General features: G+C 68.3%; 11 protein-coding genes. 5 read left to right on the plus strand and 6 right to left on the minus strand.

Annotation, left to right across the window (positions count from 1 at the left end; all coding sequences use genetic code 11):
• Positions 1 to 65: 65 nt before the first annotated feature.
• Entirely contained in the window at positions 66 to 1,673 is a 1,608-nt protein-coding gene (locus AOM45_RS41080; RefSeq protein ID WP_030470291.1) for a transposase, read from the minus strand.
• 61 nt (positions 1,674 to 1,734) lie between these two features.
• Positions 1,735 to 2,598: a M48 family metalloprotease gene (locus tag AOM45_RS41085; protein ID WP_030470290.1), complete on the minus strand. Its 864-nt coding sequence runs from the start codon at positions 2,596 to 2,598 to the stop codon at positions 1,735 to 1,737.
• A gap of 88 nt (positions 2,599 to 2,686) precedes the next feature.
• Here AOM45_RS41085 and AOM45_RS41090 point away from each other — a divergent pair, with 88 nt between their 5' ends.
• A complete protein-coding gene (locus AOM45_RS41090; RefSeq protein WP_030470289.1) occupies positions 2,687 to 3,118 on the plus strand; it encodes a GNAT family N-acetyltransferase in 432 nt (143 codons plus the stop codon).
• Here AOM45_RS41090 and AOM45_RS41095 read toward each other — a convergent pair.
• Complete coding sequence (locus AOM45_RS41095) at positions 3,102 to 4,100, minus strand: variant leucine-rich repeat-containing protein (RefSeq protein ID WP_051784144.1); 999 nt, start codon at positions 4,098 to 4,100, stop codon at positions 3,102 to 3,104. The two genes, AOM45_RS41090 and AOM45_RS41095, sit on opposite strands and share 17 nt — an antisense overlap.
• Positions 4,101 to 4,141: 41 nt before the next feature.
• The gene (locus AOM45_RS41100; protein WP_035911903.1) at positions 4,142 to 5,461 is read right to left on the minus strand and encodes a hypothetical protein; all 1,320 of its coding nucleotides are present in this window, start codon (positions 5,459 to 5,461) and stop codon (positions 4,142 to 4,144) included.
• 118 nt (positions 5,462 to 5,579) lie between these two features.
• Here AOM45_RS41100 and AOM45_RS41105 point away from each other — a divergent pair, with 118 nt between their 5' ends.
• Complete coding sequence (locus tag AOM45_RS41105; RefSeq protein WP_051784143.1) at positions 5,580 to 8,486, plus strand: substrate-binding domain-containing protein; 2,907 nt, start codon at positions 5,580 to 5,582, stop codon at positions 8,484 to 8,486.
• Here the strand turns inward: AOM45_RS41105 and AOM45_RS41110 are convergent.
• On the minus strand, positions 8,474 to 8,863 hold the full coding sequence (locus AOM45_RS41110; protein ID WP_030470285.1) for a response regulator: 390 nt from the start codon (positions 8,861 to 8,863) through the stop codon (positions 8,474 to 8,476). The genes AOM45_RS41105 and AOM45_RS41110 overlap by 13 nt on opposite strands.
• 194 nt (positions 8,864 to 9,057) lie before the next feature.
• Between AOM45_RS41110 and AOM45_RS41115 the strand changes: the two genes are divergently transcribed.
• The 3 genes from AOM45_RS41115 (at position 9,058) to AOM45_RS41125 (ending at position 11,776) form a co-directional block, all read left to right on the plus strand.
• A complete protein-coding gene (locus AOM45_RS41115) occupies positions 9,058 to 9,684 on the plus strand; it encodes a DUF4360 domain-containing protein (RefSeq protein WP_030470284.1) in 627 nt (208 codons plus the stop codon).
• A 75-nt stretch (positions 9,685 to 9,759) separates the two neighbouring features.
• Positions 9,760 to 10,389 (plus strand): DUF4360 domain-containing protein, encoded by a 630-nt coding sequence (locus AOM45_RS41120; RefSeq protein ID WP_030470283.1) that lies wholly within the window; start codon positions 9,760 to 9,762, stop codon positions 10,387 to 10,389.
• A 130-nt stretch (positions 10,390 to 10,519) separates the two neighbouring features.
• Positions 10,520 to 11,776 carry a sensor histidine kinase gene (locus AOM45_RS41125; RefSeq protein ID WP_081902419.1) on the plus strand — a complete coding sequence of 419 codons (1,257 nt, stop codon included), beginning with the start codon at positions 10,520 to 10,522 and terminating at the stop codon, positions 11,774 to 11,776.
• Here the strand turns inward: AOM45_RS41125 and AOM45_RS41130 are convergent.
• Positions 11,766 to 12,017, minus strand: a complete 252-nt coding sequence (locus tag AOM45_RS41130; protein WP_156094104.1) for a hypothetical protein — start codon at positions 12,015 to 12,017, stop codon at positions 11,766 to 11,768. The two genes, AOM45_RS41125 and AOM45_RS41130, sit on opposite strands and share 11 nt — an antisense overlap.
• Positions 12,018 to 12,036: the final 19 nt, after the last annotated feature.

Consider the following 12,036-nt stretch of genomic DNA (forward strand, 5'->3'; position numbering starts at 1 on the left):
CTCTAGTTGGTGATGGCCTCGTTGGCTGGATGTTGTGAGGGGCAAGGGCCGCAGGCCTTTGCCCCTCATGCTGTCTGGATGACGTCTGTGGTGGTGGCGGCGGTGAACAGGCGGCGCAGGTTGTGCACCGCGGCGACGAGGTTGAGCTCGCCCAGGCATGCCGTCATGCCGCGCATGCTGAACGTGCGGAGCCCGATTCGGTCTTTGATGTGCGCGTTGACGGTTTCGACTGTGGCGCCGCGTTTCTTGTAGAGCGCCGCGCCTTCGGGTGTGCGTAGCCGGTGCCGCATCGCCTCGATCGGGGTGGCGTGCTCGGGTGGCGGGCCGCTGGTCGGATCCTGCGTGGCCTGCTGGGCGAGCTGATGTGCTTTCCCGGTCGCGATCAACCTGTCCGGGCCCTCGGCGGTCAGGTTGTCCTCGCTGCAGTAACCCGCGTCGGCCAGCACAGTCCCCAGCTGCTCCGGCGCGTCCCGCTCACCGTTGATCAGCTCGGCGGCCGTGACGGTGCATTGCATCATCGGCGTCAGCTCCCCGGTGTCAGCCGGGCTGCTGGTCAGCGTCAGCGCCAGGACCAGCCAGTCCGCGGACACCGCGAACTGCGCGTTGTAGCCCTGCACCCAGCCCTTGCGGGTGGGCAGGATCCGCGAGTCCGGATCAGTCAGATTCCGCTGCGCAACCTTGCCGTTCTTGCCGTTCTTGCCGTTCTGCGTCGCGGAGACGGCCCGGGCCAGGGCCCGTTCCAGCGCAGCGAGCGCCTTGCGCACCGCTTTCCCGCCGAAAGGATCAGCGACCCGGCGGCCTGACGGCCGCCGCCGCCCCGACGCGATGGCCGCGGCGACCTCGGCGGCATAGGCATCGATCTCGGCCTGCCGCACGGCCAGTTCCCGTGCCAGCCGCGCCTTCGCCGCCGCAACGGGGTCCACTCCAGCCGGATCACGGCCGGTCACAGGCCCCTGCGTCAGCCGCACCAGATGCTGCTCGGCCTTGGCCGCCTGCTCGGCCGCTGCCTGGCCGGCTTCAGCCTGCTCCTGTTCCATCTCGGCCAGGATCTGCGCGATCCGAGCCTTGCGGCGACCAGGATCGGCCAGTTCCGCTGGCACCTCGTCTCCGCGACTGTCCGCACCGAACTCGGCATCCTCGGCGGCGTCGACCGCCGCGGCCTGCGCGGAGATCGTGCGTGCCTGCTCCCGGAACCAATCCACCCCATGGCTGGCATCGATCGACGCGTTCGCCGCGATCTTCGTCCCATCGATCGCGACGGTCGACAACCGGCCCATGCCCGCCCGCGCGCACAACCGCAACACCTGCGCGAACACCTCGTCGAACGCCTCGACATGGGCTTGGCGGAACCGGGCGATCGTGGTGTGATCCGGCACGTCCTGCGCGCAGATCACCCGAAACGCCACATCCGTGCCGCACAGCGGTTGAATCCGCCGTGACGACCGCTCACCCACCGCATACGCGTAGATCAGCAACGCCAGCAGCATCGCCGGGTCATACGCCTCGTGCCCGACACCACCAAGACGGTGCCGGGCACGAAACGCAGTCAGGTCCAGCCGCTCGACCACATCGAGCACGAACCAGACCAGATGATCAGCGGGCAGCCACTCCCGCATATCCGGAGGCATCAAAAACTGTTGATCACGATCAACCGGCCGGAATCCCTTTGCCACCGGGAGATCTTCCCAGCCAAGTCAAAACGCAACGGGCTCCTGAGGTGGATGAAGGCGCCCTTCATCCCTTTCGCTGCAACCTGGTGATCCGCTGCGCGCACGACGGGTGCGAGGCCAGCATCCGCGCCCTGAGGCCTGCCCTCGCGCGGATGTCGTCGTGCCCTTCCCTGATCCAGCGCTGCAACACTTCCAGCAACCGCGGCCCGTACCCGAGCTCGGCGGCGACCCGGTCCGCGTGCAGCTCGGCCCGCCTGCTCGTCAACGCCACCAGCGGCGCGATCACCGGCACCAGCAACAACCACGGACTGGCCAGCACCGCGGCGATCCCCAACGCCACCACGACGACGCGCGACACGACGGTCGCCGTGCCGCCGAGCACCTGCCCGATCCTGAGCACGACCGCCCCGGCCAGGACGACCACGAGAATCACCGTTCGCGCCGGCAGCTCGTACCACCACCGCACCAACGAGATCATCGTGTGCCCCGCGAGGTGGTGCCCTATCTCGTGCGCCAGCACCGCTTCCAGCTGCTCCCGCGGCAGGCCGAGCGCCGCGGTCGACACTCCGACCACGTGCCCGCCCACCGCCATGGCGTTGATCTCGCGGGAGTTCTGGATCCGCAACCAGTACCGGCGCGGATCAACCCCCGCGGTGGCGCACACGTCCTCCAGCAACGGCTGCAGCGCCGCGCTCTCCGTCCTGGTGGGCTTCCTCAGCCGGTGCACCAGCGCCGCGAGCACCCGATCCGTGGCCAGCACGAACACGATCGCCCCGGAAACCAGCCACACCACGGGAAAAACCCACCACTTGTCCTGGCTCACCGCCCGCCCGAGCACCGCCACGAACAGCAGGCTGCTCAGCACCGTCGGCACCCCGAGCAGCAGCTCGGCCACCGCGGCCACGTGAAATCGCCGGGATGCTCGCATCGTCACCACCCCTGCGCGAGCGTTCCAGCCGAATCCCGTTTGTGTCCAGCCGATTCGCCCGTCCCGCCCACTGTGATGCGATGGCTCCATGCACATCCGAGACGTGACGGCCGACGACGCCGCGGCGATCAGCGAGATCAACCGCGAGGCGCTGGGCTACGACTTCCCGGTGCAGGACACGCGGGCCCAGCTCGAACGAATCGTCAAGGCCCCCAACATCGCACTGCTCGTGGCCGTCGACGGCGAGGAGATCCTCGGCTACATCCAGCTCAGCGACTACGAGAACACCTACCACCGGCCGTTGAAGAACCTGATCACCCTGGCGACCTCGCCGCGGCACCAGCGGCGCGGCGTGGGCCGGCTCTTGCTCGCAGCCGGGGAGGAGTGGGCGCGCGCGGACGGTGCGTGCGGGGTGCGGCTGGTGACCGGGCAGAACCGGGTGGACGCGCGGAAGTTCTACGCGGCCAACGGGTACGAGGTGCGCAAGGAGCAGACCAACCTGATCAAGTGGTGGAGTTGAGCAGGTCCTCCATCACGTGCACCGGCAACGACGGGTTCGCGGCCGCCGCTTCACCGGCGTACGGGTCCTCGACGAGCTCGGCCAGCGTCGCCACGGGCAGATCCGGGCGGTTCGCGGCGAGACGGCGGGCCTCGCGGTCTCGCAGACACAGCAGCACCGTCTCGGCGGAGGTGTTGGGGTGCTTGACGATCTCGCGGCAGGCCTCCCCCGGCAGCCTGCGGTCGCGCGCGAGGAGGTGCAGCAGTTCGGGCGTGCAGTTCGGGTTCTGCGCGACGCGGGCGGACAGGCGCGAGCCGTAGCGCGTCACCAGATCTTCCAGTTGTGCCGCGGTGAGCGCCGGGTTGGTGGCGACGGCCGCGACCACGTCCGGCTCGGGGTCAGCGAGGAGCAGCGCCAGCACGTCGGTGGGCAGGTCGTGTCGTTGCGCTGCCAGCATCCGCACCCGTGGCGTGGATGAGGAGGCGAGCGCACGGAGTTCTGCTTCCGACGCCACCGACACGCGCGGAACCGGTGAACGGCCCGTGAGCGCAACGAGAGAGATGAGCAGATCCAGCGGAATCGACGGATTCTGCACCAGCGCGCCGCGTGTTTCACGGTCCGCCTTGGCGGCCAGCTCGCGCAGCACCGCTTCCGGCGCCGCGGGATTCGCCGCGATCCGGCGGCGGACTGCGGGGTCCTTGGCCAGGTGCTCGCACGCCCACGGCGGCAGGTCGGTCCTGCGCGCCACGACGTGACGGATCGACGGATCGGGGTGGCGCACCAGCTCGGCCACGACGGCGGGTGACGTGGCCGGGTCGCCTGCCTGGTGGAGGGCTTCCTCGTACGCCGACGTGGGCGGGTCGATGCGGCAGTCGAGTTCCACCAGCACCTGCTTGCTCCTCGCAGCCAGCAGCTCGGCCTGCGCGGCGGACAGGTCGGCGCGGCCGGCGAGAACGCGGTCGAGCCAGGTGTCGTTGAGCGCGATGAGGCGTTCCAGCAACACGGCAGGCAACGATGGATTCCGTGCAAGTCCTTGCAACGCGGTCACGACAGCAGGTCCTCCATCACGTGCACCGGCAACGACGGGTTCGCGGCCGCCGCACCAGCCGTGAACTCACTCCGCAGCAACGCGACGATCGTCTCCACCGGCAGGTTCGGATGACTCGCCGCGGCGTACCTGGCCTGCGCGTCCCCCAAGCACAGCAACAACGTCTCGCCCGACGCGTGCGGATGCCGGGCGATCGCGCGGTACGTCTCCTCCGACGAGGCACGCAAAGCCATGTGGTGCAACAACTCCGGCGGGCACAACGGGTTCAGCGCTGCCCGCGGGTACAACGGCGGGCCGTGCCGTTCGACGAGCCGCGCCAGCTGATCGACCGTCACCAGCGGGTTCGTCACGATCGCCGGAGCCACACCGGGATCCAGGACAAGATCTTGGAACAGGTCCAAGGGCAGGTCCGGGCGGCACGCCACCAGCATTCGCGCGGGAACGGTGGCGCCCGCCAACGTCCGCAGTTCCTCCTCCGACGCGGCGGCGACCCGCGGCACCAGGCCGATGCGCGCCACCCCGGCCATGTGCACCAGAAGGTCCAGCGGCAGGGCGGGATTCCGCAGCAGCGCAGGAGTTCCGGTGAGCTGGCGCAGGACCTCCACCGGCACGGCGGGGTTGGCGGCGAGCTGCGTCAGGATGCCGGGCTCGACCTCCGCGGCCAGCTCTTCGTAGACGTGGGAAGGCAGGTCGGTGCGGGCGGCGAGCCAGTAGCGGGCGTCGTGGTGGTGCACGAGGCCGGCGGCGATCGGGGGCGGTGTCGCGGGGTTCGAGGCGAGCTCGCGGGCGAAATCCATCAGGCGCGCAAGCGTTTGAGCGGGCGTGTGCGGGCTGGCGGCCAACGCCTTGCGCACCTCGGTGCTCGGATGACGGCTCAGCTCGTCGGCCAGAGCAGCCGGGAGCACGTGGCAGCGGACGAGCTGGGCCACCACCTGGTCGTCGTGGTCGCAGGCCAGGCGTTCCACGACGTCGACGGGCAGGTGGTGGGCCTGCTCCGGGAGCCCGAAGCGGGCGTCCGGGTGCGACGCGAGCCGCCGGGCCAGGTCGGGGTCGGCATCCGGGTGAGCCGTGACGACCAGTGCCACCAACGGGTTCGACGTCGGCACGTCCGCCGGTGCGACCCAGCCCTTCTCCAGCAGCGCGCACGTGACCGCGGAGTCGTCCTTGGCCAGCAGGGCCCGCACGTGGTGCGGCTCCAGGTCGGCGCGACGGGCCAGGTCAGTGCTCTGAACCGGGTCCGCCACCGCGATCAGACGGCCCACGAGCAGGGGCGGCAGAGCGGGGTTGCTCGCCAGGCCGTCCCGAACACCGTTCACCAGTTCTCCCAGGTAACGCGGCAGGCATTCCCCCCGACAACGCGTATCATCCCGAATCGCGTTGAGTAGCGGGGGTTTTGTGGCAAACGGCAGTGCGAAGCGACGTCCCACCATCGGGATGATCACCGCTGGCCCGCTCATCGAGCTCGCGGGCGAGCAGTGGCGCGGTGTGAGTGACGGCGCCCAGCACCTCGGTTGCGACCTCGTGTGCTTCGTGGGCAGCGAACTGGACCACCCGGATCCGCACAAGCGTCGGGCGAACACGGTGTACGACCTGATTTCGCCGAACCGGGTCGATGCGCTCGTGGTGTGGACTACGCGCGTAGGGCAGCTCATCGGGTCCGAAGGCATGCAGCAGTACGTGAAGCGCTACGCACCGATGCCGATCGTAAGTGTGGAGACGTCCCTCGCCCAGTGGCCAACCATCTTGATGGACAACCGCGATGGCATGGAACAGGCCGTTGACCACCTGATCGAGGTGCACGGCAAACGCAGGATCGCGTTCGTGCGCGGTCCGCTGACGCATGCGGGCGCCCAGGAACGGTTCCAGGGGTACCTGGACTCGTTGCGCAAGCACGGGATCGCGCCGGATCCCTCGATCGTCACGCTGCCCGGTTCGTTCATCTGGGAACCGAACGGCGCGGCCGACGCAGTGCGCAAGATGATCGCGAAGGTCGACGAGCCCCCGGACGCCATCGCCGCCGCCAACGACGACTACGCGATCGGTGTCGTGTCAGCGCTGGAGGAGATGGGCTTCCGCACGCCAGAAGACGTTGCCGTCGTCGGATACGACAACCACACGAACGTTCGCACGCACGACCTCGGTTACATCACCACCACTGGCGGCAGTCCCCCGTCCAGGGTGCGCCGCGAGGTGAACATCGACGCGGCGACACCCGCGTTCACCACCGTGCGAGCGCCGTTCCACGAGATGGGCTTCCGGGCCGCGGAACTGGCGCTGGCACTGGTGCGCGGCGAGCCCACGCGCCGACGTCAGATCATGCCGACCGAGTTGATCGTCCGGCGGTCGTGCGGCTGCCTGCCGTCGGGGCTCGGCGACCACGCCCCCGCGCACGGCCGGTTGAACATCAACGAGTCCGCGACCGCGTCCACGGTGGCCGACCACCTGCGCGACTCGCTCGGACCGCTGTCGGCGAAGCTGCCGGAGGGGTGGGCCGAGCAACTCATCGTCGAGCTGATGGCCGCGGGCCGCGGCGAGGTCGAGGGCGCGGAGTTCCTCAACCTGCTGGCCGAGTACATCCGTGCGAGCGCGCGCGCCGGGTGCGAACCGGAGCGTTGGTGGCCACCGCTGTTCGACCTGCATCGGTTCGTGACGGCGCGGATCAGCGACGCGACGCTCATCAACGACCTGTGGCTGCGCGTGCAGCTTCTTGTGGGCGATGCGTTCGCCACGGACGCACGCTTCCGATACCTCTCACACGAGCGTCACGACCAAACGGTGCGTGAAGCAGGTCAACGGCTCATCGCGTCACGGGACGTGGACGAGCTGACCGACGCTCTGGCCGATGAGCTCCCTCGCCTCGGAATCCCTGGGTGCCACGTCATGGCGTACGACACGCCAGGCACGGCGCGCGCGCTCGTCCGTTACGAGAACACCGAGCTGAAGGACGCGCCGGACACACCGTTCCCCGTCATCAACCTGACGCCGTACCCGTTCAAGAGGGACGAGCCGTTCAGTGCGTTGATCGCCCCGCTCTACACCGACGAGGACCACCTCGGGTACGTGATCTTCGAGGAGGGTGGTCCGGAGCCCGGCTGGATCTACGAGGCCGTGCAGCAGCAGCTCAGCAGTGCGCTGCGCAGCATCAGGCTGATGCAGGAACTGAAGGACGCGCGCGCTCGGCTCGAAGAACGTGTCGGCGAGACCGAAGCACAGTTGCGGCACGCACAGAAGATGGAGGCCATCGGCAGATTGACCGGTGGCATCGCGCACGACTTCAACAACATCCTCACGGTCGTGAACGGCAACAGCGAGATGCTGCTGCGACGCACCCTTCCCGACGACCCGCGCCGCACCGCGATCGAGGACATCCAGCACGCGGGCGAACGAGCCGCGAACCTCACCCGGCAGCTGCTCGCGTTCACCCGCCAGCAGGTCCTGCACCCGGAGTCGCTCGACCTCAGGGAGAGCCTGACGAAGGTCCACTCGATGCTGCGCACGCTCGTCGGCGACCACATCGAACTGGAGATGGACCTGCCGGAGCACGTCGCACGGGTGTGGGCGGACGCGGGCCAGGTCGAGCAGATCCTGTTCAACCTCGCGGTCAACTCCCGCGACGCGATGCCAGACGGCGGCACCCTGACGGTCTCGATCGCCGACGCCGAGCTCGGCCACGGCGACACCGGCCGGATCGTCGGTGTGCGGCCGGGCGCCTACGTCGTGATGCGCGTCCACGACACGGGCACCGGCATGGCCGCCGACGTGCAGGCGCAGGTCTTCGAGCCGTACTTCACCACCAAACCCGTTGGCAAGGGCACGGGTCTGGGGCTGTCCACGGTGTTCGGCATCGTGCAGCAGTCCGGCGGGCAGATCGAGCTCATCAGCGCACCTGGCGCCGGCACGACCGTTGAGGTGTATCTACCCGTGCCGCACGAACGCGAAGGCACGCCTGAAGCACCATGTGCGCGCCGTACGACTTCACATCAGGGTGCGGGGACCGTGCTGCTCGTGGAGGACGACGCGCAGGTGCGGATCATGGCTCGGCGCTCGCTGGAGACCGCGGGCTACGCGGTGATCGAGGCGGGCGACGGACAGGAGGCGTTGCAGCTCGCCACGGCGCACCGCAGCACGATCGACCTGGTGCTCACCGATGTCGTGATGCCGAAGATGGGCGGTCCCGAGCTCGTCCGGCTGCTCCGGTCGACCGGCGCGGCACCCGCGGTGATCTACATGTCCGGGTACACGACCGACGAGGTCCTGGAAGGCGAAGTGCTGATCACCAAGCCGTACGCGGAGCCGGAGCTGCTCGAACGCGTGCGCGAGGTCCTGCGTCAGGAGGCCTGAGCCCGCTTGGCGACGGCGAGACGAACCGCCTCGTCCAGGCTCTCGATCCGGAACGGCTTCTGCAGGTACCCGGCGATCTCGTGCCCGGCGAACCGGCGCTCCAGCGACGTGCGGTCGTACCCGCTGGTCAGGACCACCGGGACGGCGAGGCCCTCGTGCGTCACCTGGGCCAGCACCTCCTCGCCGGACAGGCCGGGCATGCTGTGGTCGAGCAGCATCGCGCTGATCTCCGCACTGCGCTCGCGCAGGATCGCGATCGCCTCGACGCCGTCGACGGCCTGCAGGACGCTGAACCCGAGCTCCTCGAGCAGGCTGACGGTGTACCTCCGCACAGGGTCCTCGTCCTCGACCACGAGCACCAGACCAGCTTGCGACATGCGCGTCAGTATGCCGGAAACTATTCGTTCCCTCAGCACCAGGTGGCCGACAACTTTTGGCAAGTCTTCACGAACTGCTCCATCAGGATGACATGGGCCATTTGGATCACACCAAAAGTTGAGGGTCTGCGCTAATCTTCGCGGCACCGCCGCCGCTCCACGCTGAGAAAGAGGCACCAGGAAAGGCCAACTTCATGCGTAAAGCGACGGCAGCAGCCGCTCTGGCCGTGCTGTTCACATTGTCGTCCACACCCGCGCACGCCGAAACGGTTCCTTCGGAGCGGGTGACGATCGACGTGGTGACGGTGAACGGTTCCGGGTGCAAGCAAGGCACCGCGGAAGTGATCGTCTCTCCGGACAACACCTCGTTCTGGGTGATCTACAGCGACTACCTGGCCCAGGCGGGCAAGGGCGCCGGTGCCACCGACTTCCGGAAGAACTGCCAGATCAACCTGCAGGTCAACACGCCGCAGGGTTTCACCTACGGCGTCGCGGAAGCGACCTACGCCGGCTACGCGCACCTCGAGCGCGGCGCGACGGGGCACCAGTGGGTGAGTTACTACTTCCAGGGGCAGTCGGCCACCAACACGTGGAAGCACTCCTTCACCGGACCGTTCGACGACAACTGGTCGATTACGCACCGCACCGATTTCGCTGACATCGTCTACGCACCGTGCGGAGAGAAGAAGAATCTCAACGTCAACAGCTCGCTGCGCGTTGACAAGGGTTCTTCCGACGCCAATGCAAACAGTTTCATGACGATGGACTACACGCGCGGAGAAGTGCGCACGCTGTACCACTTCTCGTGGAAGCGCTGCTGATTTTCCGCAAAGGCCGCCGCCACCTGATCAACCGCCGCCACCCCACCCTGCGAGATGCGTCGGAAAGGTGCACCCATGCTCAACGTGGTTGCCGCTGCCCTGTTGGCCTCTTCCATCATCATCCCGCCCGGCGCGCCCAACGACACGCCGCCGCCTGACCACATCACGATCGACATCGTCACGATCAACGGCTCCGGCTGCCCCGCCGGTACAGCCGCCGTCGCGGTGTCCGAGGACAACAAGGCGTTCACCGTCACCTACAGCGACTACCTGGCCCAGATCGGCGTCGGCGCGAAGCCCACCGACCTGCGCAAGAACTGCCAGCTCAACCTGCGGGTGAACGTGCCGCAGGGCTTCACCTACGGCGTCGCCCAAGCCGACTACAGAGGTTTCGCACACCTGGAACGCGGCGCCTACGGCATCGAGAAGGCCAACTACTACTTCCAGGGCATGTCGCAGACCGAGCAGATCTCCCACCGCTACAACGGCCCCATCAGCGACGACTGGCAGGCCACCGACACGACCGAGGTGGCCGCGATCGTGTTCGCCCCGTGCGGCGAGAAGCGGAACTTCAACATCAACACGGAGCTGCGGGTCTACCCCGGCTCGTCCAACACGGCCACGACGACGAGCTTCATGACGATGGACTCGACCGACGGCAACCTGGAGACGACCTACCACTTCGCGTGGAAGACGTGCCCCTAGCAGTGCTGTGACTACCGCATGCGCCCTCGGGGCGTGTGCGGTAGCACATATGTGAGCGCAGCGCCGTACAGATTCGCGTGTGAAGCCGTCTATCCACGTGACGGGGCAGGTCGGGGTAAAGGGGCAGCCAATGCCAACCGCCGCATACGCGCAGTACGGTGAGGATCGGAAGGCTCACAGGGGAGGTCGGATCCTGACCACGACGCTGCTCCCGGCCAGACGGTCGGCACGAACGGCGGCTGGCTCCCGCCTGTCGCGCGTCAACTACCGCGAGGTCCTCGTCGACCTCGCGTTGATCTTCTTCGCCGTGCTCGACGTGTGGCTGCTCGGGCTGTGGATGGAGGCCGATCCCAGCAAGGACCTCCCGCCCATCGAGAGCTACCAGGTCTGGCTCAACTGGGTCGCGGTCGGCGCGCTGGTACTGCGCCGCCGGTTCCCGTTCATCACGCTCGTGCTGACCATCCCCGGCTTCTTCGTCGGCTGGTCGCAGCTCGCCGCGATGATCGCCCTGTACTCGGTGGCCCGCCGCTACGTCGGCGGCTGGCAGACGGGCCTCGCGGCCGCGCTCGTGTGGCTGAGCCGGTTCGTCGCCTGGCCGCCGCAGGAGCTCATCGACCGGCCGGCGTCCGGCCACTTCCACTCGGCGATCTACGGCTTCCTCGTCGCGGGCCTGCCCATCGCGATCGCTCTGCTTGCGCACGCACGGCAGGAGCTGTCCGACCGCATCGTCGAGCTCGCGGAGTCACGAGAGAGAGAACGCGTCCTCCACGCGCACGCGATCCGTGCGGACGAACGGGCAAAACTCGCGCGCGAGATGCACGACGTCGTGTCGCACCAAGTCAGCCTCATCGCCATGCAGGCGGGAGCATTGCGCATGGCCGTTGCCGACGCGGAGCACAAGCAGGTCGCGGGCACCATCCGCACGTTGTCGACGCGCACTCTCGACGAACTCCGTCAGCTCGTGTCGGTCCTACGCACCACAGAGGACAACCAGCCGGGCGTCGACGAGCTGCCGGGACTCGCCGCCGACGCGGGCTTCGAGGTCACCATCCAGCTCAAGGGGCCGGTCGAGGACCTCTCCGCACCGGTGTCCGGCGCCGTCTACCGGACGGTGCAGGAGGCCCTGACCAACATCCGCAAGCACGCCGTCGGAGCGAGCGCGACCGTGCTCATCGACGCCCAGTACGACGACAACGTGCTGGTCGAGGTGCGCAACACCGCGGCAGGACCGTCGGCGGAGTCACCGCTGCCCAGCGGCGGCCACGGCCTGGTCGGTCTGCGGGAACGCGCCACGTTGCTCGGCGGCGAGTTCTCCGCGGGCCCGACCGAGGACGGCGGCTTCCTGGTGACGGCGTCGTTCCCGAAGGAGCGCGTCGTCAGCGATTGAAGCGCCGGAACGCGTGGAACGACTGCTTGGGCTCCAGCCTGTAAGGCGAGTCCTCGTCGTCGAACCGCGCACGGATCGTGCGGAACAAGCTGTACGAGGCCATGTCGTAGTCGCGATCGCGGCACGTCGGGTTGTGCGGCGAGTCCGGTGAGCTGCGGGGGTTCGCGCCGCGCGTGATGGCGGTGTCGGTGCTGGCCACGATGGAGGCGACGCCGGCCGAGCTGATGGCCCGGCCGGACACCGACGTCTCCAGGTACGCG

It is taken from the genome of Lentzea aerocolonigenes (assembly GCF_000974445.1).
Lineage (GTDB): Bacteria > Actinomycetota > Actinomycetes > Mycobacteriales > Pseudonocardiaceae > Lentzea > Lentzea aerocolonigenes.

What these genes read in the sequence shown, in the direction of transcription:
- AOM45_RS41085 (WP_030470290.1), bottom strand. Translation starts at nt 2,598, where the DNA reads ATGCGAGCATCCCGGCGATTTCACGTGGCCGCGGTGGCCGAGCTGCTG.
- AOM45_RS41090 (WP_030470289.1), top strand. Translation starts at nt 2,687, where the DNA reads ATGCACATCCGAGACGTGACGGCCGACGACGCCGCGGCGATCAGCGAG.
- AOM45_RS41105 (WP_051784143.1), top strand. Translation starts at nt 5,580, where the DNA reads ATGATCACCGCTGGCCCGCTCATCGAGCTCGCGGGCGAGCAGTGGCGC.
- AOM45_RS41110 (WP_030470285.1), bottom strand. Translation starts at nt 8,863, where the DNA reads ATGTCGCAAGCTGGTCTGGTGCTCGTGGTCGAGGACGAGGACCCTGTG.
- AOM45_RS41115 (WP_030470284.1), top strand. Translation starts at nt 9,058, where the DNA reads ATGCGTAAAGCGACGGCAGCAGCCGCTCTGGCCGTGCTGTTCACATTG.
- AOM45_RS41120 (WP_030470283.1), top strand. Translation starts at nt 9,760, where the DNA reads ATGCTCAACGTGGTTGCCGCTGCCCTGTTGGCCTCTTCCATCATCATC.
- AOM45_RS41125 (WP_081902419.1), top strand. Translation starts at nt 10,520, where the DNA reads ATGCCAACCGCCGCATACGCGCAGTACGGTGAGGATCGGAAGGCTCAC.